This window comes from Corynebacterium sp. MSK035, assembly GCF_030232615.1.
GTDB classification, from domain to species: Bacteria; Actinomycetota; Actinomycetes; order Mycobacteriales; family Mycobacteriaceae; genus Corynebacterium; species Corynebacterium jeikeium_D.
The window spans coordinates 18,209-42,505 of record NZ_JASPJP010000014.1 but is presented as its reverse complement, the minus strand read 5'-3'; the positions used below and the strand labels follow the sequence as shown (position 1 = coordinate 42,505).

Annotated in this window: 25 protein-coding genes and 1 tRNA gene; 11 read left to right on the top strand and 15 right to left on the bottom strand. The window is 59.7% G+C overall.

Annotated elements, in window-relative coordinates:
• Nucleotides 1–42 precede the first annotated feature (42 nt).
• The 5 genes from QP978_RS08930 to QP978_RS08910 all read left to right on the top strand — a co-directional run bounded on the left by QP978_RS08930 (nt 43) and on the right by QP978_RS08910 (nt 2,908).
• Nucleotides 43–570, top strand: a complete 528-nt coding sequence (locus tag QP978_RS08930; RefSeq protein ID WP_016421902.1) for an Asp23/Gls24 family envelope stress response protein — start codon at nt 43–45, stop codon at nt 568–570.
• Nucleotides 571–635: 65 nt separating this feature from the next.
• Nucleotides 636–833, top strand: a complete 198-nt coding sequence (locus tag QP978_RS08925) for a hypothetical protein (RefSeq protein ID WP_005511694.1) — start codon at nt 636–638, stop codon at nt 831–833.
• Nucleotides 830–1,918, top strand: coding sequence for an Asp23/Gls24 family envelope stress response protein (locus QP978_RS08920; protein ID WP_070852196.1), 1,089 nt, complete (start codon nt 830–832; stop codon nt 1,916–1,918). Before QP978_RS08925 ends, QP978_RS08920 begins: the two co-directional genes overlap by 4 nt.
• Nucleotides 1,905–2,360, top strand: a complete 456-nt coding sequence (locus QP978_RS08915) for a hypothetical protein (protein ID WP_040361864.1) — start codon at nt 1,905–1,907, stop codon at nt 2,358–2,360. Before QP978_RS08920 ends, QP978_RS08915 begins: the two co-directional genes overlap by 14 nt.
• Entirely contained in the window at nt 2,357–2,908 is a 552-nt protein-coding gene (locus QP978_RS08910; RefSeq protein WP_005511704.1) for a hypothetical protein, read from the top strand. Before QP978_RS08915 ends, QP978_RS08910 begins: the two co-directional genes overlap by 4 nt.
• 54 nt (nt 2,909–2,962) lie before the next feature.
• On the opposite strand, the gene QP978_RS08905 is transcribed toward QP978_RS08910, so the two are convergent.
• The 4 genes from QP978_RS08905 to QP978_RS08890 all read right to left on the bottom strand — a co-directional run bounded on the left by QP978_RS08905 (nt 2,963) and on the right by QP978_RS08890 (nt 6,911).
• A complete protein-coding gene (locus QP978_RS08905; RefSeq protein WP_284857087.1) occupies nt 2,963–3,547 on the bottom strand; it encodes an RNA polymerase sigma factor in 585 nt (194 codons plus the stop codon).
• A 102-nt stretch (nt 3,548–3,649) separates the two neighbouring features.
• A complete protein-coding gene (locus tag QP978_RS08900; RefSeq protein ID WP_284857086.1) occupies nt 3,650–5,080 on the bottom strand; it encodes an ABC transporter permease in 1,431 nt (476 codons plus the stop codon).
• Nucleotides 5,067–5,804: an ABC transporter ATP-binding protein gene (locus tag QP978_RS08895; RefSeq protein ID WP_038627399.1), complete on the bottom strand. Its 738-nt coding sequence runs from the start codon at nt 5,802–5,804 to the stop codon at nt 5,067–5,069. Before QP978_RS08895 ends, QP978_RS08900 begins: the two co-directional genes overlap by 14 nt.
• Nucleotides 5,805–5,813: 9 nt before the next feature.
• Nucleotides 5,814–6,911 carry an efflux RND transporter periplasmic adaptor subunit gene (locus tag QP978_RS08890; protein ID WP_284857085.1) on the bottom strand — a complete coding sequence of 366 codons (1,098 nt, stop codon included), beginning with the start codon at nt 6,909–6,911 and terminating at the stop codon, nt 5,814–5,816.
• A 361-nt stretch (nt 6,912–7,272) separates the two neighbouring features.
• Here QP978_RS08890 and QP978_RS08885 point away from each other — a divergent pair, with 361 nt between their 5' ends.
• Nucleotides 7,273–8,802 (top strand): catalase, encoded by a 1,530-nt coding sequence (locus QP978_RS08885; protein ID WP_284857084.1) that lies wholly within the window; start codon nt 7,273–7,275, stop codon nt 8,800–8,802.
• 224 nt (nt 8,803–9,026) lie between these two features.
• On the opposite strand, the gene QP978_RS08880 is transcribed toward QP978_RS08885, so the two are convergent.
• The 10 genes from QP978_RS08880 to QP978_RS08835 all read right to left on the bottom strand — a co-directional run bounded on the left by QP978_RS08880 (nt 9,027) and on the right by QP978_RS08835 (nt 18,438).
• Nucleotides 9,027–9,374, bottom strand: coding sequence for a hypothetical protein (locus tag QP978_RS08880; protein WP_016421912.1), 348 nt, complete (start codon nt 9,372–9,374; stop codon nt 9,027–9,029).
• A 142-nt stretch (nt 9,375–9,516) separates the two neighbouring features.
• Complete coding sequence (locus QP978_RS08875; protein WP_284857083.1) at nt 9,517–9,819, bottom strand: hypothetical protein; 303 nt, start codon at nt 9,817–9,819, stop codon at nt 9,517–9,519.
• Between the two features lie 588 nt (nt 9,820–10,407).
• The gene (locus tag QP978_RS08870) at nt 10,408–10,749 is read right to left on the bottom strand and encodes a monovalent cation/H(+) antiporter subunit G (RefSeq protein ID WP_070644162.1); all 342 of its coding nucleotides are present in this window, start codon (nt 10,747–10,749) and stop codon (nt 10,408–10,410) included.
• A 24-nt stretch (nt 10,750–10,773) separates the two neighbouring features.
• Nucleotides 10,774–11,064: a monovalent cation/H+ antiporter complex subunit F gene (locus tag QP978_RS08865; RefSeq protein WP_005511667.1), complete on the bottom strand. Its 291-nt coding sequence runs from the start codon at nt 11,062–11,064 to the stop codon at nt 10,774–10,776.
• The gene (locus tag QP978_RS08860; protein ID WP_016421915.1) at nt 11,061–11,543 is read right to left on the bottom strand and encodes a Na+/H+ antiporter subunit E; all 483 of its coding nucleotides are present in this window, start codon (nt 11,541–11,543) and stop codon (nt 11,061–11,063) included. The genes QP978_RS08865 and QP978_RS08860 overlap by 4 nt, the downstream gene beginning before the upstream one ends.
• On the bottom strand, nt 11,543–13,084 hold the full coding sequence (locus QP978_RS08855) for a monovalent cation/H+ antiporter subunit D family protein (protein WP_284857082.1): 1,542 nt from the start codon (nt 13,082–13,084) through the stop codon (nt 11,543–11,545). The genes QP978_RS08860 and QP978_RS08855 overlap by 1 nt, the downstream gene beginning before the upstream one ends.
• An 11-nt stretch (nt 13,085–13,095) precedes the next feature.
• Nucleotides 13,096–13,578, bottom strand: a complete 483-nt coding sequence (locus QP978_RS08850) for a sodium:proton antiporter (protein ID WP_147719227.1) — start codon at nt 13,576–13,578, stop codon at nt 13,096–13,098.
• Nucleotides 13,575–16,757 (bottom strand): DUF4040 family protein, encoded by a 3,183-nt coding sequence (locus tag QP978_RS08845; RefSeq protein ID WP_284857081.1) that lies wholly within the window; start codon nt 16,755–16,757, stop codon nt 13,575–13,577. Before QP978_RS08845 ends, QP978_RS08850 begins: the two co-directional genes overlap by 4 nt.
• A gap of 497 nt (nt 16,758–17,254) precedes the next feature.
• A tRNA-Pro gene (locus QP978_RS08840) sits at nt 17,255–17,331 on the bottom strand.
• A gap of 171 nt (nt 17,332–17,502) precedes the next feature.
• Nucleotides 17,503–18,438: a metallophosphoesterase gene (locus QP978_RS08835; RefSeq protein ID WP_150961456.1), complete on the bottom strand. Its 936-nt coding sequence runs from the start codon at nt 18,436–18,438 to the stop codon at nt 17,503–17,505.
• A gap of 39 nt (nt 18,439–18,477) precedes the next feature.
• On the opposite strand from QP978_RS08835, the gene QP978_RS08830 reads away from it, so the two are divergent.
• Nucleotides 18,478–18,939: a GatB/YqeY domain-containing protein gene (locus tag QP978_RS08830; protein WP_016421920.1), complete on the top strand. Its 462-nt coding sequence runs from the start codon at nt 18,478–18,480 to the stop codon at nt 18,937–18,939.
• A gap of 60 nt (nt 18,940–18,999) precedes the next feature.
• Here the strand turns inward: QP978_RS08830 and QP978_RS08825 are convergent, their stop codons facing one another.
• Complete coding sequence (locus QP978_RS08825; RefSeq protein WP_049193074.1) at nt 19,000–21,408, bottom strand: transglycosylase domain-containing protein; 2,409 nt, start codon at nt 21,406–21,408, stop codon at nt 19,000–19,002.
• A 370-nt stretch (nt 21,409–21,778) separates the two neighbouring features.
• On the opposite strand from QP978_RS08825, the gene QP978_RS08820 reads away from it, so the two are divergent.
• The 4 genes from QP978_RS08820 (at nt 21,779) to QP978_RS08805 (ending at nt 23,938) form a co-directional block, all read left to right on the top strand.
• Complete coding sequence (locus QP978_RS08820) at nt 21,779–22,141, top strand: WhiB family transcriptional regulator (RefSeq protein ID WP_005511664.1); 363 nt, start codon at nt 21,779–21,781, stop codon at nt 22,139–22,141.
• Between the two features lie 71 nt (nt 22,142–22,212).
• A complete protein-coding gene (gene sp36, locus QP978_RS08815; protein WP_005511670.1) occupies nt 22,213–22,374 on the top strand; it encodes a Sp36 family protein in 162 nt (53 codons plus the stop codon).
• A gap of 136 nt (nt 22,375–22,510) precedes the next feature.
• Nucleotides 22,511–22,987: a RidA family protein gene (locus tag QP978_RS08810; RefSeq protein ID WP_070642814.1), complete on the top strand. Its 477-nt coding sequence runs from the start codon at nt 22,511–22,513 to the stop codon at nt 22,985–22,987.
• Between the two features lie 135 nt (nt 22,988–23,122).
• Nucleotides 23,123–23,938: an MBL fold metallo-hydrolase gene (locus tag QP978_RS08805; protein ID WP_070432015.1), complete on the top strand. Its 816-nt coding sequence runs from the start codon at nt 23,123–23,125 to the stop codon at nt 23,936–23,938.
• The last annotated feature ends 359 nt before the right edge of the window (nt 23,939–24,297 follow it).

The following is a 24,297-nucleotide window of genomic DNA, read 5'->3' as shown; positions in this document are numbered from 1 at the left end:
CAGACATTTCGTCTACAACACTGAGAACAGGAACGGCACATCATGGCTGACAACGCAAAGAACACTGCTAAGAACACCCCGGCAACTCAGGCTGGCTCGGACTCCGCGAATAAGGGAACCGGTCACGGCCACACTTCTATCGACGACAGCGTCGTCTCCAAGATTGCAGGCATCGCTACCCGCGAGGTCTCCGGTGTCTATGACCTTGGTGGTGGCATGGATCGCTTCGCTGGCTCCGTCCGTGAGTTTGTCTCCGGCGGCAGCGCCAACGTGTCCCAGGGAATTGCCGTTGAGGTCGGCGAGCGCCAGGCTGCAGTCGACGTCACCATCATCGCTGAGTACGGCGTTGCCATCCACGAGCTGGCAGAGGCTATCCGTCAGAACGTCATTAGCTCCGTTGAGCGTATGACCGGCCTCGAGGTCACTGAAGTCAATGTTGATGTTTCCGATGTTCACACCGACTACCAGACCCCGCAGGAGCGCGAAGAAGAGGCCGCTAAGCAGCGCGAAGAGCAGCGCAAGGCCATCGCGGCTGCTAACGAGCCCAAGGAGCAGCCACGCGTTCAGTAGTTAACAACTATTGCGCGTCGAGGCCGGGCAGGATGGGCAGTTAAGCCCGTATAAAGGGGAATTTCATGTTCGATAATTACACAAAGACCTTCGCGACGATTGCCGTTGTCCTGTGCTTCGCCGCAATGATTGGTGGTTTCACGGGTTTTCTTGCGGTTATTGCCTTCGGAGGTCTGGCCGGTGCAGCCGGTGCGGTACTCGATGGCAAAATCGATGCGCCCGAGCTCAACCGTAAGTTCAACCGAGGAGGCCGCCGACGGTGACTATCCACGTTCCAGCAACGCGTGGCACCACCGTCGTAAGCGAAAAGGCAATCCGCCGCATCGTAGAGATGGCCGTGCGCGCGGTTCCCGGCACCCTCGACCAATCCCGTGTGCTAGGGCGCGACTATCCAATTGTCTCTATCGATAGTGAGATTGCCCCTAGTTCTGCCACGACCAATGCCGTTAGTGCAGTTCGAGTCGCAGTTCGCGCCGTTGCATCATGGCCGGCGCCGACAGCGGAAATTGCGGTGCGCATTCGTTCAAGCGTCGCCGCCTGGCTCGCTGATATGGCCGGTCTTGAAAATGTCACCGTCGATGTTGACATCGACAGTGTCGAACCCGGGCACGTGCGTGTCACCCGACAGGACTTAGCGTACTTTTCAGATCACCCGCAGTTGACACCTGTCCGGGTGAACCAGCAGGTAGTGACCGCTCCGCAGGTGCGGCGGGTCCCAGAAGTGCGGTCCATCGCCGTGCCGACGCCGCAGCCAGTGCGCAGTATTTCAGTACCGCAGCCGCAGTCAGTGCGTAGCATTCAGCCGGTGACACCGCAGCCGGTACGCAGCATTACTCCGCCGCGTCCGGAACGAGTACGCAGTGTCCCAGCGCCTGCTCCACAACCGGTGCACTCCGTCATCCCGCCGAAGCCGCTACCAGCTGTGGCTATTAAGGCACCGAAGCCGCAACCGGCCCGTCGCATTGTTGCGCCGCCGCCGCTGCCAGTGGCTCGCACCTCGGCACCGAAGCCGGTACAGGTGCGTCGCACACCAACTCCACGGCCAATACAGCTGCGAAAGGTCACAGCACCAAAGCCGACGTCCTTGGTACAGGTGAGTGTCCCCCGGCAACCAAAGCTGCGTCCGGTACGAGTGCCGTCGCCACGCACAATTAGCGTTAAGACGCCACGACCAGCGCTACTGCGGCCGGTTAAAATGCCGCGTCCAACTCGGCTGAAACAAGTTCGCGCACCGCGACAGGAGCAGCTGCGCCCGGTATCCGTGCCACAGCCACGTACCGTGGTGGTAAGCACGCCAGAGCCGCGCCCACTGAAAAAGATTGAGGTGACACCCTATGACGCCGACTGAGAGGTTATCGGCCGCGGTGGTCTCGGACGAGTCAGTCGAAACTCGCCAGGGACGTGACCCGCGTCAATCACCAAAGGTCCGCGGGCTGGGAGTTTTCACCGGTCTGTTGATGATTGCAGCGGCCGTAGTCGCAGGTAGAGAAGCAATCATTAGCGCCAATAGCTCAGGTGACACCTCATGGTTACAGCCAGCATTCGACTGGTTCAGCAACCCACAGGGCTCAGCCGCGTCATGGGTGTTGCTCCTCGTCGGAATCCTCGCTGCAATCTATGGGCTGGGACAGCTCATCGCGGTGTTCCTTCCTGCCCCGCGCCGGTATGTACGCGTCGATGACGATGGCAACCTGCCAGTTTGGATGCATGAGTCTGACTACCAAGAAATCCAGAATGGCACGGCACTTGCTTCCGGAACTCACGGCGGATACGAAGGTGATGACAAGTGAAAACATCAGTAAGCGTATTCGACCGAATTGTGTTGTTCCTCTTCTCAGCACTGCTACTTCTGGTAGCAACATGGGCGATTGCAAGCTACTTCGACGTCGCACCCGCACAGTGGCTTCACGACACCGGCCGGATGGAATCCTGGGAAAAAATACCTGAGCAAAGCTGGTATGTTCCCGTCCTCGGTGTCGTCACAGCGATTCTAGCGGTTGTCGGCTGCAGCTTGGTGGTCGCTAATCTGCGATCGCACCGGTTCAGCACGGTCGCCGCATCGGAATCACAGGAAAAACTAGGAGAGATTTCGCTGCCGGTCGCCGATGTTGCCGATGCGGTGTGCGCCGATCTAGAGCGCAACGTCCACATCAACCAGGCGGAGTCGCGGGTCTACCGGGATAATGGAATCCCCACCTTAGAAGTGACTGTGGCGATGCCGCCGCAGGCGAGCCTCCCCGCTGTTGTAGCTGCCTTGAAAAACGCGGAGCGCGATATGCGTGATGCCCTCGGACATGCGGATATTGCCTCGACCTACAAAATCGAACTGGACCGTTAGCCAGCTTCGCGGGGAGACAAACTACAACGGCTAGGTGCCCTAGCCGGAGCGGGCCTAAACAGCAGCCGAGTCGTCGTTGGCGCTGTCGCCGTCGTCAAGCGCGGCAACCAGATCGCGGCGCGCACGGGCGACGCGGGAGCGAATGGTGCCCACACGGCACCCTGCGATTTCCGCGGCCTCCGCGTAGGAGTACCCCAGCACCTGCGTCAGAATGAGTGCCTCGCGGCGTTCCTCCGGCAGCTGCTCCAGCAGCACGCGGGCGTCAGCGAGCTCTGACCACGACTCGCCGGTCGTAAACTGCTCGGCAGCATTTTCCACTTCCACCGCGGACTTCTTCGGGCGCGCCGAATCATGGCGGACCGAATCCACCCACACGCGCCGGGCCAGCGACAACAGCCAGGTGCGGGCAGAAGAACGCGCCGCAAAACGGGGAAGTGCCCCCATGACACGCAGATACGTCTCCTGCGTTAAATCATCCGCAGCATCAACGCCGCCCAGATGTGCGACCAGACGCCACACGTCCTTCTGCGTCAGCCGCACGAACTCCGTCAGCGCAGCCTGATCACCGCGACCGGCTTTCAGCGCCAGCTGCGTGATGTATTCGTCATTAGAGACGAGGCGTGCGGGAGTCATGGACATAGCTTAGCAACTTGAAGCCTAAAGATAATTCGCCTGGCTGCACGTGGCCTCACCTGCAAAAAGCAGGCGGTGACGCAGCCAGGCGAACGAGGGGCTGAAAAGCTAGAAGCGGATGGCGTCGATGGGCTTGACGCGGACTGCGATGGTGGCCGGGATAATACCCGCCAGCGCGCCCACGAATGTCGCGACCAACACGCCGATTACCGCGGCCGTGACGGGGTAGGCCACGGCGCCGGTCTCCAGCGGCAACGCCAGCATCTTATCCAGCGGCAGCTGCTTGACCGTGATGATCGAGGCAATCACGCCAACCACGCCCGCCACCGTCGTGGCGACAATCGACTCCAAGAACACAGAGATAAAAATCCGGCCTGCCGACGCGCCCATTGCGCGACGAATACCAATCTCACGGACACGGTGGCCGATGGTGACAATCGAGACCGTGAGCAGCCCCAACGCGCCAAGCGCGATTACGATGCCGCCGATAATGCCCAGCGCCGTAGTGATGGTGTTATTCATCTCCTGGGAAATCTCCGTGTCCTTCTCCGACAGGGAGGTATTCACCTTCCAGCTGGGGCCGAGCTCCGCCTGGAAAATATTGTGCAGCGCCTTCTGGTTCTCCTTCGCGGACTCTTCAGGCGTTGCGACGAGCAGTTGCGGCTCACCCACCGGACCCTCGTAGCCGGCATTGAGGAAGGAATCGTAGTGCGTGACAACGCTCGGGGCGTCCCACGATCCGAGGGACTTATACACTCCCACCACGGTGAAAGTGGTGTTGCCGGTTTCCTTCAAGGTGAAGGTTGGGTGGTCGGCTAGCGCTGGGTTTCCCAGGTTCTCGTAGAACTGGTCGTTGACCACCACGGGGTTCATCAAGCGCTGGCCATCGGCATCTTCCAAGCGGCGTCCCTGCACGATGGTGCGGGCGTAGATGTCGAACCAGCCCGGGTCAGCGGCGATCAGCTCCGGAGTACCTGGCGAAAAGCACTCGTAATCATCCGGTGCGCAGTCATCCATATTGTGCTCAGGTGTGGCTGGCTGCATGCGAACCCGCGACCACAAGTTGGCATGGGTGGTCTCTACCAGGCGATGCGTGGCAGCGGAAAAAGCGTCGTTGATGGACCCGTCCGGATTGATGACGCTCAAATCGTCCGGTCCGTTTCCGCCGACGCCCGCGCCGCCGAAGCTGCCGAAGCTATCGGCCATTGTGCCGGCGCTGCTGTCACCGAAGCCGCCATCGCCGAAGTCTCCACTATCCTCAGAACCGGAACTACCCGCTCCGGCAGTCAACGTGACCGTGCCGGCGACACCCGTGCTCTGCGCGGTTACCGCATCCTGAGAGCTGGTGAGAATATTGCCAAGCGCAATGACTGTGGTCATCGCCCACACTGCGGCGGCCACACTGACCAGCGACAGCATGATGCGGCCACGGTTAATGCGCAGCTCATGCCACGCTTCCAGCAGAGCGCCGAGATAAGGCGTTGCTGCATAGAGGAAGGAAGGCCGTGACTTCGATTCGGTTTCTTTATTCGTCGTCATCAGCAACCTCCTCGAAGCCGTGCATGGCGTTGGCGGCAGATAGCAGGACGGAGTCGGCGTGCAACTGACCGTCGCGAAGCTCAAGTGCCCGATCGCCGCGCTCGGCGACCTCTAAATCGTGCGTAATCACAATCAGCGCAGCATTGTTTTCCGTGGCGACTTCTTCGAGCAGATCCATGACGATTTTGCCGGTGTCGACATCGAGCGCACCAGTGGGCTCATCGGCAAGAATGAGCTGCGGTTGGCGCACGAGCGCACGGGCAATCGCCACACGCTGCTGTTCACCACCGGAAAGCTGCGAAGGCGTGGCCTCTAGGCGGTCCCCCAGGCCGACGCGCTCCAGCATCGCGGCGGCAAGCTCGGTGCGATTCCAAAACTTCTCGCCCCGGTCGTACATCAGCGGAACCTCGACGTTTTCCAGCGTGGTGCGGGAGGGGAAGAGGTTGAACTGCTGGAAGACGAATCCCAAATTATCGCCCCGGAGAGCAGCGCGTTTCCTGTCCGACAAGGTGGAAATATCAGTGCCGTCGAACGTGTACGTGCCGGAGTCCGGCAAATCGAGCATGCCAATGATGTTCAGCAGCGTTGACTTGCCCGAACCTGACTGGCCGACAATGCTGAGGTGCTCACCGCGGGGCACTTCGAGGTCGATGCCTTTCAAAATAGGCAGCTCCTCGCCGTTGGGGAGCGTCACTGTTCGAGTGACTGCGGTCAAACTAAGCATGGCGCGGGCCTACTTTTCAGAGCCAGCGTCATCGCCGGACTCATCGAAGCCAGTGTCGCTGCCATCGCCGCTGCCATCACCAGTGCCGTCGCCGGCGGACTCATCCTTGTAGGAAGGCACGTACTCCAAAACCTGTTGGCCTTCCTCCAGACCGCGCTTAATCTCGATGAAAGTGCCATCGTTGGCGCCCAGTTCAACCTTGATTTTGGTGGGCTTGCCGCCATCCTTAGCCGGAGCGTAGACGACACCTTCGCGGAAGCGTCCCTCCACCGCGGTCACCGGCAGTGCCGGGACCTCCGAGGTGGTGCCGCTGCCAAGAATCAGCGTGGCAGGAACACCTTCGTAGACGGTCTGATCTGCGGGAATATCGCAGCGTAGCTGTGGGCCGCCCGAGGAATTTCCAGCAGCGGCGGCGCCCATGCCAGCGCCATCCCCGGCGCCAGTGTTCTGCGAGCCCGCGCTACTTCCCGTGACCGTCTTCACCGAATCACACAAAAATGGTGCCGGGCCATCAGTGATGGCGAGGCGGCCATTGTTAATCGAGTCTCCCAGCGTGTACAGCTGGCTCGGCTTAATAGGTGCTACGGCGTGGAAGCTATTCGGCGAAATCGTGCCAATCTCCTGGCCGATCTCGACCGTCTGGCCAATGACGATATCCCACTGCACAGTGCCAGAAGCCTTGGCGGTGATGTTGCCCCAGGTCACGGTGGTTTCGGGTGCGGCAGCTGCGGCGCCTTCTTCATCGGAATCCGCGCCGCCGGAGGTGCTGGCAGTCTCAGATACCGAGGTCTTCTTCACCTGAAGCAGGTTTTGCCCCTCTACGGCGTTGCCGCCGCTGTTGACATAGGCGTCAGTGATTTCACCGGAAGCGTTGGCGCGGATCACGGTGGGCTCGTCCGGGACGATGGTGGCAGACAGCTTCTGCGTGTTATTGATCCGCTGAGGGGATAGCTCCGTGGTGGGCTGGGAGAAATCACCGGTTGCTTGCGCATAGTCCTCGTCGTTAGCGGGGAAGAATGCGATCTTGAGAAGCGCAACGGTCGCCAGCAACGCCAGCGTGTACTTGAAGACTGTGAGCGCTTTCGCGCCCCTCCCTTGTTTTTTCATGTCTGCAGAAGTATCCGATCAGAATCCAAATTGACAGCGTGGTACGCGTGAAATCCTACCCTTAACCTCCGCGGGCAGTGGTAGTGCTGGCTATACCTTTTATTCAGTGCTGATAGGTATTGCATGAAAGCGCGGTAAGTGCTTTTCGACGGCCATCGCGTGTGGTTTTCGCGGAGGGAATTTTGCCCTTTTTAGGGCCGGGTGTTTGCGGCTGATACAGCGAACCTAATCGGACTAATAATTAAGTCCACATATCAATCGCGGGAGACTAATAGGCAAAATATGAAACTTCGTGTAGGGTGGAAAACGTCAGGGCATGTTGTGACTGCCATCTAGCCCCTGTCTTTAGGAGGAAATCCCCATGTCCAATCTCTATGAAGGTTCCAATGGTCCGACCACTCGCCTCAACGGTGCGCCGGTTCCTACAGAGCAGCACTCGCTAACCAATGGCCCACAGGGAGGTATTAACCTCCACGACATCCACCTGCTGGAAAAGCTCGCGCACTTCAACCGCGAGCGCATTCCGGAGCGCGTTGTTCACGCTAAGGGTGCAGGTGCTTTCGGTGAACTGACCATCACCGAGGATGTCTCCAAGTACACCAAGGCTGCAGTATTCCAGCCGAACACGGTCACGCCGATGCTGGCGCGATTCTCCACTGTCGCAGGTGAGCAGGGCTCCCCGGATGGCTGGCGTGACGTGCGCGGCTTTGCACTGAAGTTCTACACCGAAGAGGGCAACCTCGATATCGTGGGCAACAACACGCCAGTGTTCTTCATCCGCGATGGCATTAAGTTCCCGGACTTCATCCACTCTCAGAAGCGCCTGCCGGACACAGGTTTGCGCGACGCCAATATGCAGTGGGATTTCTGGACTGCCTCTCCGGAGTCCGCTCACCAGGTCACTTACTTGATGGGTGACCGCGGTATTCCGAAGGACTTCCGTCATATGGATGGCTTCGGTTCTCACACCTATCAGTGGATTAACGCTGAAGGGGAGCGTTTCTGGGTTAAGTACCACTTTAAGACTCGCCAGGGCTGGGAGTTCCTGACGGATGATGAAGCCGCCGAGCTGGTTGGCGAAAACACCGACCACGCTCGCCAGGATCTCTTCGAGGCAATTGAGCGCGGCGACTACCCAACCTGGGACGTCAAGGTGCAGATCATGCCTTACGACGAGGCCGCCAGCTACAAGGTGAACCCGTTCGATCTGACCAAGACCTGGTCTCAGAAGGACTACCCGCTGATTCCGGTCGGCCACTTCACCCTGAACCGCAACCCGGGCAACTTCTTTGCTGAGGTTGAGCAGGCCGCTTTCGCACCGTCGAATACGGTCCCGGGTGTCGGCTTCTCGCCGGACAAGATGCTGCTGGCGCGTGTGTTCTCCTACGCTGATGCGCACCGCTACCGCCTTGGCGTCAACAGCGATGAGCTGCCGGTGAACCAGTCTCGCTGCCCAGTGAATTCCTTCTCGCAGGATGGTGCGGCCACGTACTACTACTCGGATCCGAAGCTGCCGGTTCACGGCTCCAACGCCACCGCTCGCGGCCCGGAGGCCGATACCGCGGCTGCGGCTAAGGCCGCTGGCTGCCCAGTGCGCTCCGGTCACGCCGGCCAGGTCGATGCTGGTGCCTTTGGTCAGTGGGAGAGCGTGGGCGAAGAGTTCTACGCTGGCGCCTACGTGCAGCACCCTGAGGATGATGACTTCTCGCAGCCAGGCGACCTTGTTCGCAACGTGATGGACGATGCCGAGCGCGATCGCTTGGCAAACAACATCGTCGGTGCCATGCAGGGTGTTTCCCCAGAGGTGGAGCAGCGTGTCTACCAGTACTGGACCAACGTTGATTCCTGGCTCGGTGCCGAGGTGGAAAAGCGCTTTCAGGCAACGAAGTAAAGCAACCGCGTAGGGCTGTGCAGTAAAACCGCAGAGTAGAGCTGCACAGTCACGCGGTAGGTCACAGTAAATAGAAAAGCGTTGGCCCTGCAGATGGTCAAACCATCTGCAGGGCCAACGCTTTATTTAAAACTTCTGTCTGTGCATGACAGCCACGGCTTTGTGGTTGCCTGCACGCCGGCCCGGTTTGGGCGGCTAAGGAACAACCCTAAGTGTGAGCTGTTTTAGGCACCGATGCCCGGCAGGCTCGGGGAGCCGTTGAAAAGCGACTTCGGAGCAGCTGCAGCCTCGTCAGCCTCTTCGGCGGACTCGGACACCTCTCGGCCCTGTTCGGCAGCGTCGGAGACACTATCAGCCTCAACGCCGGAGACGTGGGTGGAGTTGTCATTGTGAGTGGACTGATCGTTCGTGATGTTGATGTCCATGAAGTCGCGGCCGAACGGAGCGTTCCAGTCACCGGTTTCCAGGAGGGTCAGATCACCATCGATGGTCGGGTTAATCTCGAAGGTGACGTTGACGGTCGGGCCGGAAGGCATTGCTTCCAGAACCTCAACGATAGGAGTGACGTCCATTTTTGGTGTTCCTTTTAGACAGTAACGAAATGAAGAATATCGGTTTTAACTGAACAATAAACCGCAGTCTTTTTTAGAGACTCGCGGTTTATTGTGTCAAGGATTGGCGGAGCTATTGTCCTGCCATGAAGCCCGGGGTTTACTAGCCGTTGGCCAGGCCAGAGATGGTCGGGTTCAGGAAGTCGAAGTCCTTGGACTGGTCGACGGTGGTCTCCGGGTTCAGGAAGTCCGAAACCTCGGTGTCGTGGGAGTCGTGGGTGGAGTGGTCGTCGGTGACGGAGATGTCCAGGAAGTCGTTACCGAACGGCAGGTTCAGGTCGCCGCCAACGTTAGCGAAGTTGACGTCGTTGCCAGCCAGCTGCTCGAAAGCCGGCAGCGGGCTCTCGACGGTGACGGCCGGAAGGGCTTCGAGGATGGTTGCGATATCTTCTGCGGAGCAGGACATGAGAAAATCCTTAGGTTCTCGGGGGTAAAGATTTTGAGTCGCTCTTGGCGAACTCACAGAAATTAAGTTAACCGATGGGGCAAGGGGCTGCAATGAAAAAATAAGTGCCTCGATCCGCTTCCGGTCGGTTGCGTCCCTCAAAGCTCGCTCAAATTCGCCTAAAAATATTGGAAAGAGGGCGGTTTTGAGTCGGTCGGGACGACTCCGGTCTCTGCCTGAATATCGGATGACAAGAGTGTTGTTTTCTTAAAATTTACCGGAATTGCATTGATTGTTTTGTTCTTGGTGTCACAAAGGTGCAGGCAAACGGCGAATTCATCAAAAATGATAACTAAGGGGTCCCTAAGTAAGGAAAACCAAAGCTTAGTTAACGGCAAAAACTGCCACTCAATTTAGGGGCATAAACGGAGTTAACGAGCGGGCCATAGCCTATGAGAGGTACATCACATTGTGGGAGGCCAAAAGTGTGGGGAAATATACCCCCTTTTGGGTAGGCCGGGTGGCCTAAAGGGGGTGTCGGAGCGCGCTGAGGGGTCGCTGTGAAACTGGCCGCTAACGGTGTGTTCAGGACGTTTCCCGCGCCACTAGCTACCGCTCCGGGACGTAGTCCTCAGCGGAGCCGTCACGGGCACCCAGCACCGCGCGTCCAAGTACTTCGGAGGCGACGGTAGCGACGACCAGAACAGCAACAATGGCCAGAATGGCGGTGAGGGTTTTGCCCCACGTCAGGACTCCCTGGTCGGCCTCTAAGACCAAGTTGGCAATCACCAGCGCGGGGATGCCCACCATGATTCCGGCCGAAAGCTGGTTCAACCGGCTCAGGGCATCTTTAGAGCGCCACATGGCCACACCCGCCAGAAGCAGGTACAAAGATCCACCAATGACCAGCACGGCAAACAAGATAGTTACAAGGATTGAAGCGATACTCATATTGCGATTCGTCCTTAATCGGTCTTAGCGGCGGCCACGGGAAATAACTCGGGCCAGGCCCACGGTCGACAAAATGCCAAGTAAGCCCGCCAGCATTGCAATATCGAAAGTAATGGCCGTAGTCCGCAGCATGGCAGTTGTGAGGAACACTCCCACCATGGGGTAGAAGGCGGCGTCGGAAAGCACTGCGCGTGAGACATTGCCCTTGACCCGGAAGATCAGCACCACGCCCACAAGCAGCGCCACTGAACACAGAGCAATGCCAATGCCGCTAATTACCTGTACTGCGGTGGGATCGATCAATGTGTCATTCATGAGCGTGCTCCTTTGTCTTCGCCATTGGAGGCAATGCCATCCGGCAGTGGCAGACCATGGTCGACCTCAGCGGCAACACCGACGACGGCATCCGGGTCAATGAACTGGTCTGCGTTGTATTCCTCGAAGACGAACGCCTTCGGGCGGGGGACATCGCGGAGGCGGGGGACGAGGTGCTCCTCCATGTCGTAGAGGGAGTCGTACAGCGCGTCCAGGTCGGCACCGAAGATCGCGTGGATGATAAACAACCGTCCCGCATCGGTTTCACGGACGCCGCAGACCAGCGTGCCCGGGGTCATGGTGATGGACTCGGCAAAGAGAGTGACCTCAAGGTCAGACTTCACACGCAGCGGCAGTCCAATGAGCACCGGCTGCTGCTTCTGGTTCGGGCGCAGAGTATCGAGCACCACGTCCGTCGCAGCTACAACAACCTGCCAGACCAGCCAGAGGGAATAGCGGATAACATGCAGAAACTTCATCAGTAAATACCTCCGATGGCGTTTTCAACTCCGCCGAGAGTCGCCTCGCGGTAGCCATCAATATTCAGCAGCGCATCAGCCGCGCCGGTGGTCGCCCAAGTGACGGCGCCGACCGCGACGAACATGGCCACAGAAACAATTGCCAGCATGGCGGACGGCGCAACCAGCGTTCCCGGAACACGAACCGAATCATCCACGCCCTGCATGGGTCGGCCCCAGAAGACCGCGCGCCACAGGCGAATCATGGCCAGCAGCGAGCCCAGCGAGGCAACGATGATTGCGGTGATTGCAACAATCGAGCGAGCATCGCCAGTGGCGGCAGAGGCAAAGACAATGCCCACCTTGCCCCACACGCCGGAAAACGGTGGGAAGCCCACAATGGAGAAGCTCATTGCCGCCATCACCCAGGCAACCGCCTGGTCGCGGCGAGCAAGCCCCGAAAGCCTAGAGAGCGTACCCGTACCGTAGGTCTCTTCCACCGCGCCGGAGCCCAGAATGAGGGCGCCGACAGTCACCATGTGGTGGATTGCGTAGAAAATGCCCGCAGCCAGGGCAACCTTGGCGCCGCCCCCGTCGTTAGCGTCCGTGAACGCCAGCACAATCAGAATGAACGGCATACCCGTGACCATCTGGTAGGCCAGCACCTCACGCATGGTGTTCTCCGCGAGACCAGCAAACGCGCCGACCAGCATCGAGATCGCCATGATGATAATGATCGGCCAGTGCCAGGAGGGATTCATGCCCACAATCACGACGTAAATGCGGAAGAGCATGTACACCGCAACCTTCGTATGCACCGCAGAGAACAGTGCCATCACCGCAGGGCTTGTCGACGGGTACGTCCTCGGCAGCCATGTGTGCGCCGGAACCAAACCAGCCTTCACACACAGCGCAATGATGACAATTCCCAGCGCGACCACACCCGTGCCGCCAGGGCCGCCCTCGCTGGCCATGTCGGCCAGCATTGCGATGTTCACATTGCCCGCCGAGCCGTAGATCAGCGCGACACCAATCAGCAGCACCGTGGAGGTCAAGAGGTTGACCAGCACGAAGTTACGGCCAGCAGCCAGGCGGTGCCAGGTACCGGTGACCGCAATTAGGCCGTAGGAGGGAAGCAGCATGACCTCCATGAACACGAAGAAGTTGAACAAATCGGCAGTCAGGAAAGCACCCGACATACCGGACAACATCATCAGTGTCAGGGAGGGGAAGAACCGCGAAGTGTTTTCGCCCGCGACGTGGGCGAACCAGTTACCGATGGCAACCACAGCCGCGGCCACACCCAGCATCAGCATGGAGAACGTGTCCGCCAAGAAAGGAATCGAGATACCACCGGGGAACGCGCCCACACCGTGGCCGACCGGGCCGTTGTCAGCGACGTAGAACATCACCCAAAACGCAGCCAGCGACGACAGTGCCGGAACGGCGATGCCCATCGTCGCGCGCATCCACAGCTTCGGCAGAATGGCTGCGACCGCCGACAGAATCAGCGGCAGTGCCGCAAACAGCGGCAGTAGCGAAGACAGAGTTGAAGGGGACATTGCAGAGGCTTCTACCATTTCTCGTCACCGCCGTATGGGGTCTCGCGCGGGAACTTATCCGGAGCCGGAGTGACTCCCGGGGTGCCGGTGACCGTGGAGTCCGAGTCAGCCGGAATGTGCTTACCTGCACGACGACCAGCCGTCGACAGCTGTCGCATAGCCTCGCGGTCCTCATGGATACGAGTGTCGTCATCGCGGCCCAAACCAGACAGAGCCAGCATGAACGCGGTGACGGCCATGGTAATTACGATGGCCGTCAGCACGAATGCCTGCGGCAGCGGGTCAGCCATCTGCTCGGCAGCGCCAGCGCCCGCAGTGGTCTCGTTGCCCAGCAGCGGTTCGCCGCGCCAGGCGCCGACACCCGTGGACAAAATAATCAGGTTGGCGGCATGGGAAATCAGAGTCATACCGATGATGGTGCGCAGCATGCCGCGCTGTAGCACCAGGTACGTGCCACCGCCTGCGAGGACGGCAGCCATGATGGCGATAATCACTTCTTGGCCTCCTCAACGGTGGTATGAGCTGGGGCGGGGGCTGGAGCGCTCTCCGCTTCTGAGGCGAACACGCCCATCTCCGGCGGCACCCGCAAGCTTGAGCGGTCTGAGTAGAGATCCTGCATCACATCGTCCGACCCGGTCACACCAGGACGGTTCGGGCCGCCCAGGAGATTCAGCGCGGTTGCCACAATGCCGATGACGGCCAGGTACACGCCGACGTCGAAAAGCAATGCCGTGGTGAGGTGCTGACCCAGGAACTCGCCGTACAGCGGTGCCAAGAACGACCCCTTGGCGAAACCGATGAAGCCCGTGCCGATAGCCGTGATGACACCCGCAGCGCTGAGCACTGCCGGGATCTTCTCGCCAAAGACCAGCTCGTCGCGGTCCTTGGACAGGTAAATCAGCATGACGGCAGCGGCGCCAATCAGCGCCGCGTTGAAGCCGCCGCCCGGAGCGGTACCGCCGCGGTAGAGAACCACAGCGGACAGGGCGAACAGAAGCGGAGCCAACCAGCGGACCAGCCAACGCATCATGATGGAGTTCAGAGCGGGCTCCGCAAGCGGGGAAGGCTGATCGAGCAGGTGCGGGAAGCGAGGCATAGACGTGACAACCGCCGCCATCGCGACACCCGCCATACCGAGAACCGCCAGCTCACCCATGGTATCGAAAGCACGGAACTCAACCAGGATCACGTTGACAATGTTGGTCTCGCCCGTGACCTTCTCAGTGTTATCGATGTACCACTGCGCGACCTCAGGCATCTGACGACGGCCAGTGAGGAACCACACCGCGCCGAACGTAGCCAAGCCCACGGCAACTGCCACAACCGCCGCCGAGGCACGGCGGTTCTTCGAGGTCTCAGAGAACGCACGCGGCTGGAAGCGCAGCACCAGCATCATCAGCACGACAGTCAGGATTTCCACCATGAACTGCGTCAATGCCACATCCGGTGCGCCCAGCAGGAGAATCTGCAGCGTGACACCAACACCGGTGACGCCGAGCAGCACAGCCGCCTGCAAACGGTTCTTCGCCCGAAGCGTGGCCCACACGCCAATCACGACAACAACCAGCGGAATCAGATCGGTCAGGTGATCGATGCCGTCGATCTTCGGCAGCACCGGAGCGCCCCCGACACCCGGAGCGATTGCAATAACCAGGGCGTACACCGCGAGCAAACCAAGCAGCGGCAACAGGTGACGCGATGGCTGATGCGAACGCGCCACCTTGCCCATCGCGCGCCCCACACGCTGCGAGACGCTCAGCGACGCGTTGATTGCCTCCACACCAGTGAACGGGAAGAGCTTGCGGTCTGCCATGACGGCGCCTACGCGGGCACGAGTGAAGATGAAGCCCACGCCGACAGCCAGCACAACCACAGAGATGATCAGCGGCACATTCACGCCGTGCCACAGGCTCAAGTGCGATTCCTGAGTCGTGCCAGCCGGAAGCTGACCGACCGTATCGGCCACGCGGTCCAGCGGGCGGTTCAAAATAGCGCCGGCAGCGAAGGCGGCTGGAAGGCTAAGCACGCCAGGGATGGCAGCCGGGAGCCACAGCGAAATTGGAGCCTCAGTGATGTGGTCCACGTTGCGCGGACCATCCACAAATGCACCGAACACCAAACGTGCCGAGTACGCGAAAGTACCAATCGCACCAATCGCCGCCACCGTCAGCAGAATGACGACACCGGTGTTGCTGAGCGGCGCACCTTCGAATGCGGTCAGCATGCCTTCCTTCGACATGAAGCCGAAGAACGGCGGAATTGCCGCCATCGATGCCGCACCGAAAATCATCGAGCCAAAGCTCCACGGCATCTGCTTCCACAGCGGACCGAGGCGACGAATATCGCGCGTGCCTGCCTGGTGATCAACCACACCAGCCATCATGAACAGCGAAGACTTAAACATCGCGTGCGCAATGGTGTGCACAACCGCAGCCATAATCGCGAACTTCGTGCCCACACCAATCGTGGCGACAATCCAACCCAACTGCGAGACCGTCGAGTACGCAATCAGCTTCTTCAGGTCAGTCTGCTGCAGCGCAAAGTAGGCCGTGGCAACAGCCGTCCACATACCCATGACGATCAGCAGCAACTGCCACACGCGCACGTCCGCGAAGACCGTGGAAAAACGCATCAGCAGGTAAACGCCTGCCTTGACGACGGCCGCAGCGTGCAAGAAAGCCGAGACGGGAGTTGCCGCCGCCATGGCCTCTGGAAGCCAGGCGTGGAAGGGGAACTGAGCTGCCTTCGTGAAAGCGCCCAGGGCCACCAGCGCGGCAATGAGGCTGCGCGCTGCCGGGTTGGCCTCCCACTCAGGCGAAGCCAAAACCTCGGTGAGATTCGTGGAACCGGTTAGCCACACCGCACCGCCGAGGGCGGCCAGAAGCAGCAGGCCACCGGTGAAGGTCAGCAGGAGTGTGCGCAACGAGCCCAGCTCGCCCGACGAGCCCGACCTCGCAATGAGCAGGAACGACGCCATCGAGACCAGTTCCCACCCGATGAAGAGGAGCATGATGTCGTCGGCAAGCACGAGGAGCAAAACCGCCAGCATGAACGCCGTCATCAGGACGTAGAAGCTCATCGCGGATTTCTTCGGCGGCAAATACGCGGTGGAGTAGATGAAGACTATCGAGCCCACCAACAGCGCCAAGAAGCTGAACACCATGGAGAGGGGATCGAGCTTCAGCGCAAACGCCGCGTTCAGTTCCGGGGACCAGACGCGGGACCAGGTGAAGGTGGTGCCGTCGAGAATATCGTCCGTTACACGCGAAAGCTGGACCACCGACGCGAGAAAAAACGCGACGATGGGCCAGCCTGCGTGACGACCAAGGAGCTTCACAAACAGCGGGGTCAGCGCCAGGGCAACCGCGACCAACAGCGGGACCGAAAGGAGGGTCAGGCTGTCGGCGGAGACTTGAGCGGCTTGAGCTGCTTGGGTTGCTTGGGCTGCTTGGGCTGCTTGGGCTGCGAGCGTTGTCGCGTGCTCTGCGGAGCTGCTTGCTTGGGCGGTAATCGTTGCCGGGGCAGAAAGAACGGAATCTAAAGAATTCAATGTTGCCGATACGCCGCCGGACGCAAACTCAGAAGCCAATGTCTGGTCTGGTGGTGCGGTCGCCGACGGCGGACTGGCTGTAAAGGAGCTGGCTGATGCCAGAGCTGCTGCCAGGTGCGTCACTTGGGGGCTACTTTCACATTGCTGTTAAAAAGGTTCGTACTTCTACAGACTAACAGCCACGAAATTGCTTCACGCGGGGTGAAAGGGGCATTTGGGGGAGCGGGGAAAGTCTCTGTGGATCCAGTAGTGAAAATACATAGGAACGAGTGATGAACGGGGCGTCGGTGGGAGTTACTGACTGCGTTTATGTCTGGTGACGTTGGATTGATCCGAGTTACTGACTAGGTTTATGACAAAAATGGCCCGAAAAATGGCTTGAAAGTGTCATAAACTCACACAGTTTCACATTTGCAGCCCCGGAGTTTTCGGGTTGACAGTTTTGCCACGTAACTCCGGGCTGTGGTGCTGCCGCAGTTGGGGCCTGACTAGTCGCTACCTTGAGAACTGGACGCACTCTTTGGCTATCAACCCTGAACCGCGGCAAAAAGTAGGGTTCAGCAGCCAACGACGAAACCCTCCCTCGCCCGGATAACTCCAGGTGAGAGAGGGTTTCTACTTGGTCGGGGTAGCGGGATTTGAACCCACGGCCTCTTCGTCCCGAACGAAGCGCGCTACCAAGCTGCGCCATACCCCGAGGCCGCAGACACGAACTGGGAACATACGTCTCAGTGCTGTGCTTGCGAGGACTTACTTTAGCCCGACGCTGAGTCAGAATGCAAAACGCCTGCTTAACGGGCTGTGGGAACAAGCCGCGGTCTCCGCCGCGCCCTTACAAACTACGAACTGCACCCCGACGGACTACGAACTACGAATCCCGCTCCACAACCTCAATCAAGGTCGCGGATGGGCGGCAGAACAAGCGCACCGGAGCGTAAGGGGAAGTGCCAAGGCCATTGGAGACATGCAGCCATGTCTTCTCGGTCCAGCGCGACAACCCCGAGGCCCGCGAGCGGTCGATACCGCAGTTGGTCACAATGGCCTTCCCGCCGGGCAGGCACACCTGGCCACCGTGGGTATGGCCGGAAAGCACCAGGTCGTAGCCGTCTTCCGCAAAAGCATCCAACACGTGGGGCTCTGGCGAGTGCGACAGGCCGATAGCGATGTCGGCATCCGCATTCGGAGCACCGGCGATCTGCGAATAATCCTCCAACTCGTGATGAGGGTCATCCACACCGGACAGCGCCACCTTCACGCCACCCGCCACAAACTCCAGCCGGGCATGGGTGGCATCCTGCCAGCCGTGCTCGATAAACGCAGCACGCATGCCGCGCCACGGCAGTTCGACGCGCGAGGGCTTGCGCTTCTTGCCCGTCAGGTACTTCAGCGGATTGACAGGCCGCGGCGCGAAGTAGTCATTCGTACCGAACACGAAGGCACCCGGACGGTTCAGTAGGGGGCCGAGCGCTGCGAGGACACTGGGAACGGCCTTGTCGCTGCCCAGGTTGTCGCCGGTATTAATCACCAGGTCAGGGTTCAGAGCATCGAGGCTGGCAACCCACTTCTGCTTCAGCTTCTGGTCGGGGAGCATGTGGAAGTCGGAGACATGCAGAATCCGGAAAGGCTCACCCTCGCGCTTTCCCGCCCGGGCGAGCGTGCCGGGTGCCAGCACGGGAACTTGCACACGGTGGAGTTTAAATGCACGCAATTCGATTTGGTTCGCGTAGAGGAACGTCGTCAAGCCAAGCGTGGCGAGAGCTGCGGCAGACCGCAGAATTTGGTTGGAAAAAGCGCGCGATGTCATGACAGAGACACTATCAACTACAGCGGTAATCTAGGGCGTATGAGTGAACTGAAGAACACAATTGTCTCCGATATGACCGCCGCGATGAAGGCCCGCGACAAGGAAACCGTTGCGGCGCTGCGCATGCTGAAGGCCGCCATCCAGACCGAGGAGGTTTCCGGCTCCAAGCACGAGCTCACCGATGACGAGGTGCTGCGTGTGATTGAGCGGGAGGTCAAGAAGCGTCGCGAGTCCGCTGAGATGTACGCCCAGAACGGCCGTCAGGAACTTGCCGACGCCGAACTCGCCGAAGCAGAGGTTTTCGCCCGCTACCAGCCGGAACAGCTTGACGACGACGCCGTGAAGAACCTCGTCGCGGAATCTGTGGCCGAGGTTGCTGGCGATGACGCGCCGAGCATGAAGATCATGGGCCAGGTTATGAAGGTGGCTAAGGAAAAGGCCGCTGGCCAGGTCGATGGCAAGCGGCTTTCCGAGGCCGTTAAGGCTGCCCTGCAGGGCTAGCGCGACCTTTCGCCGTTTCCTTTTTCGGCGATAAGCGTTGGAGCTGCCTTCTAGGGTGAACTAGAACGGCAGCAGCGGAATCAGATCCCGCAAGCTCGGCGCTGGCGGAGTGTTCGGGCGAGGGAACTGCGGTAGCGGATCCGGCCGGGTCGTCGTCGAGTCCGGTCGTGGCGACGGCGCTGGTGGCGGGGTCGGACGGCGGGTGCCATCGGCCACGCGGATTGTGACGGTGCCACCCTTGAGTAGTAGCGGCGGCTGATCCAACCCGACCACGATTCCGCGCGACTCGCCGGTGAGGGAGACTGTGCGTTCCTCTACCTTGTAGCCGGCCTTCTTAAGGGTCTCCCGGGCCTCGGCCTTCTGCATGCCCACCACATTCGGCATTTGGGTGATCGAGGTGCCCAGGCCGTAGTCCGAATCCAGTGGTGGGAGGTTCTTTCCGCCATAATCCTCGATAACCGGGCCGACTGCGCCGAACCATGTCCGCGCGGGCTCGCGACCACCAAAGAGGTTGCCGCTTGGGCACTGGCGCAGCGGTGACGTACACAGCTCCGTGACAGTCGGGGTGTCATTGTAGGCGTACACCGATCCGGCCAGGCCGCCGGTGAAGCCCAGGAATGCCGCAGACTGGTTCGACTCGGTGGTACCGGTCTTAGCCGCGACTGGGCCTTCCCAATTCAGCTCTTTCGCGGCATCCTTCGCGGTGCCATCGGTGGCGTCATTGCTGAGCGCATTAGCAATCGCGTGCGCGACACCCGGCTCCACTGCCTGCTCGCACGGTGGCACATTCAGCTTGACCGCATTGCCCTTGGAATCCGTGATTGACTCAATCGGAGAGGGCTCGCACCAGCGGCCATTGCTGGCCAGGGTGGCAGCGACATTGGACAGCTCAAGGTTATTCACCGACGTCGGACCCAGCACGAACGAGCCGAGCTTATGCTCCGAGACATAGTCCGCCACCGAGGACTCACCATCAAAACTGCCCGGCTCCGTGTATGAGCGCATGCCCAGGCGTACCGCCATGTCCATCACGCCATCGACGCCGACCAGCTCCGAAATCTGAATAAAAGGAGTATTCGGCGACCGTGCGAGCGTCTCACGCAGCGACATCGACGGCGGGAAACTACCCACGTTCTCCACGCAGTACAGGCCCGGCGGGCAGCCCTCTGCGCCACCGGTGCCCAGCCCGGAGGCCTCATAACGACGCGGCACCGGGAAGTTGGTATCAATACCCAGCCCCTTTTCCACCGCCGACGTCGCCGCGAAAATCTTAAAAATCGAGCCCGCGCCATTGCCCACCGGCGTAAATGGCTGAGGCTGCACGGTCTGCATTTGTTCCGCATCGAGGCCGTATACGCGTGACGACGCCATCGCGAGCAACTTCCTGGAGTCATCCCCAGGCTCAAGCAAACTCATAACCTCGGCTGCGCCATCCGCAGTCGGTGACGCCTGCTGACGCAGAGACTCCTGCACGCTGTCCTGCACACGCGGGTCCAGTGTGGTCTTCACATGGAAGCCACCGCGCTTGAGCTTCTCGGTCTCAATACCGTGGTTCTCCAAGTAGGAGACCACATAATCACAGAAGAAACCGCGATCGCCCGCCGCGATGCAACCCTGCGGCAGGCGCTGGGGCTCCGGGAGGATGCCGAGATCAGCTGCCTTGGCGTCCTGAGCCTCCTGCGGGCCAATTGCCCCCGTGGATTCCATAGCCGCAAGCACGTCGTTACGCCGTGCATGCGCACCTTCCGGATTTGTATACGGATCGAGCCCGGAGGACTGCTGAACCATGCCCGCGAGCAGAGCGGCCTGCGGGACATTCAGATCGGACGCGGGAATGCCGAAGTATGTCTGAGCTGCAGCTTCCACGCCGAAAGCGCCATTGCCGAAGGGGACCAAGTTCAGGTACTTAGTCAGAATCTCGTCTTTCGTCAGCTCATCTTCCAGATCCAACGCGATGCGAATCTCGCGGATCTTGCGACCATAATCCGTGGCAGTAGCAGCGCGGCGCTCCGACTCCGACTCTGCGTCCACCAGCAGCGTGTGGTTCTTAATCAACTGCTGCTCAATTGTGGAGGCGCCTTCCTGCACCGACTGGGACATGAAGTTCTTTACCGCCGCACGAGCAGTGCCCTTCCAGTCCACACCAGAGTGCTCATAAAAGCGCCTATCTTCCACGCTGACCAGCGCGTCCTTCATAGCGGGCGAGATGCGTTCCGACGGCACATTAAACCGCCGCTGATCATAGAGCCACGCAATTGGCTGATCATTCCGATCCGTAATAGTGGTGACCCCTGGTGCGTCCTTAGAAATCACCGACCGCGACGCCGACGCGAATTCATCAGCCGTGCGCGCGACGAGGTAGGCCGAGCCGCCCACAAGAGGAAAGAGGGCGCTGGCCACAATCAACGCAGCCAACACAGTGGCAACGGAGAGCTTGAACAGCGTCGAACCTTTATTCACAGCAATCACACTACAAGGTAGGGCGGATTGAGCCGAAGTGAGTTTTCGAAAATCCGCCTAGAGGCATGCCCGGCGAGCCCAGAAAAACGCCTGGCGAGCGGGGGCGGAGTGCTACGAGCGCCCTTACAATACCGGGCAACTCGTCGTGTGGTGGTTTCCGGAAAAAGATTTTCATAGTGACGCAAATCACCCCCGTGCTTTTGTTGGAAAAAGTTGCCCCACCTGCATTGTTGTATTTAGAGCTGCGCCACGTCCACCCTCCCAGTGTGACCCAATCGACATTATTTGGGTGGTGTGAATAGACTTACAACAAAATTTCAGCACTATTTAGTTGAAACTATTTCGAAATAACGAAAATCGCAGGCACGAGGAGGCTACAATGACCGCCACGATTCCCGATCGCAACCGCACTGCTACTACGCCAGACTACGAGCTCGGTGTAGAGAGCTTCCGCGATCGTCAGGAGTGGGTCCCGCGCGCTAAGTGCCGCGATATTGACCCGGATAAGTTGTTCGTTCGCGGCGCCGCACAGCGCGAAGCCGCAGTTATCTGCCGCCACTGCCCAGTGGTTCTGCAGTGCCGTGCCGACGCTCTGGATAACCGCGTCGAGTTCGGCGTCTGGGGTGGCCTGACCGAGCGTCAGCGCCGCGCAATGCTGCGCGAGCACCCGGAAATTACTTCGTGGGCCGACTTCTACGCTGAGCAGTACGCAGCTCAGCGCAAGGCAAAGCTGGCTAAGTAAAAACCGAACTTAGACCGAAGTAAAACTAAACCCCCAGCGCGCGAGGCTGGGGGACAGATAAAGTAGCTTCCATGACTACTAAATGGGAATACTTCACCGCACCGCTGCTCATTCACAACACCAAGGCCATCCTGGACAACTTTGGTGAGGACGGCTGGGAACTTGTCACTGTTCTCCCGGGCCCGACCGGCGAAAACCACGTCGGTTACTTCAAGCGCCCGAAGGCTGACTAATTACCTCGGTGTCTAGCACCTAACTAACAACGGCGGTTGTGCTTTCGATTGGCAGCTGACTCACTGTTGGCTGCCATCTTGCTTTGTCCGGCTTTATTCGCCCGGCCCCCAGCCGCCATGGAAAGGCTTAACTTAAATGAGCAACTCTGAATCTCGCACTCCTTCCCAGGCCCTCGAAGCCCTGGGGCTTACCCTGCCTGCAGTTGCCGCGCCAGTGGCGGCCTACGTACCCGCAACGCGCACGGGCAACCTCGTTTTCACCTCCGGTCAGCTCCCATTCGTTAACGGCGAGCTCACCCACGTCGGCCACGTCGGCGCAGAAGTCACTGCTGAGGAGGCCAAGGAGGCAGCCCGCACCTGCGCTCTTAACGCTTTGGCCGCAGTCGATGCTGAGGTTGGCCTCGACAATGTCACCCGCATCGTGAAGGTCGTCGGCTTCGTCAACTCCGCCGCCGGATTCACTGGTCAGCCGGGCGTTATCAATGGAGCCTCGGAACTCTTCGGCGAGGTCTTCGGTGAACGCGGCCAGCACGCTCGTTCAGCAGTGGGTGTGAATCAGCTTCCGCTGGACGCTCCCGTGGAAGTCGAAATCATCGTTGAAGTAGCCCAGTAGCTGCTGTGTTTACTGCCGTGAGCAGCGGGGATGCTGCGTTCTCCGGGTCGTCGTAAAGCGTGCTTACACCCAAATGAGCCGAATTGGAGGGCGTAGCCCGCTCCCCGGATTGCACAACCACGTAGGATAGAGGACATGGAGCATCCTGCGTATAGCCAACTGCGTCAGATTTCTCAGTCCGTGGGCGTCGTTCTGTGCCCGAACCCCAGCTACTCTTCGCTGGAGGGTACGAACTCCTACGTTATTAAGGCTGAGGGGGATAGCCGCAGCATTGTCATCGATCCGGGTCCGGAGGACGAGGGACACCTGAACGTCCTCCAGCGCTATGCCGGCGACGTTGCGTTGATTCTGCTGACGCACCGTCATGGCGACCATGCTGATGGCGCCGCACGTTTCCGTCAGCTCACCGGCGCGCCGATTCGTGAGCTGGAGTCTCAGTACTGCGCGGGAGGTCAGGATCCGCTTGTCGACGGTGAACGTATCGTCCTCGACGGAGTGACTCCGCAGATTGAGGTCGTGGCAACCCCTGGTCACACCGCTGATTCTGTCTGCTACTTCATCCACACTGGTGATGGCGAGGATGATGTTGAAGGCATCGTTACCGGTGACACAATCGCTGGCCGCCACACCACTATGATTTCGGAGACCGACGGCGACCTGGGTAAGTACATGGAAACCCTGAAAATGCTGGATTCGCGCGGCAAGGGTGTTCGTCTGCTGCCTGGTCATGGTGCTGACCTGCCGGACATCACTGTAATGACGCAGAAGTACATTGAGCGTCGTAAGCTGCGCCTGCAGCAGGTGAAGGATGCCGTTGCCAAGCTGGGTGACGAAGCTACGGTGGACCAGATTGTGGATGAGATTTACACCGATGTCGATCCGGTGCTGCGTCATGCTGCTGAGCAGTCGACGCGTGTGACCCTGCGCTACCTGCGCGATCACGGGGAGTAGTTGCTGGGTTTTGGCTTGGGTTTTGGCTTCGGCTTGGGCTTTGGCCAGTTGCTGGGCTGGTCTGGGCTGGGCTTAATTGAGGCTTGGCTGAAGCCGAGCTTGAGTGAAGCTGAGCTTGACTCACCGCATGAAAAGAGCGTGTGACCTGCAGTTTTGCGGGTTGCGCGCTTTTTGTTTGGGGTAGTGCTGGTTGGGGTGGGCTAGTGCCGGTTGGGTGGGTTGGCCTCGTCGGGGCCAGCTCAATCACTTATCGATGAGGTATCCACTTGTCGATGAGCTATAGCGCGCGCACAAGTGAACAGCGCATCGATAAGTGATTGATGCAAGGAGAAATCGGTGAATGGTGCATCGATAGGTGC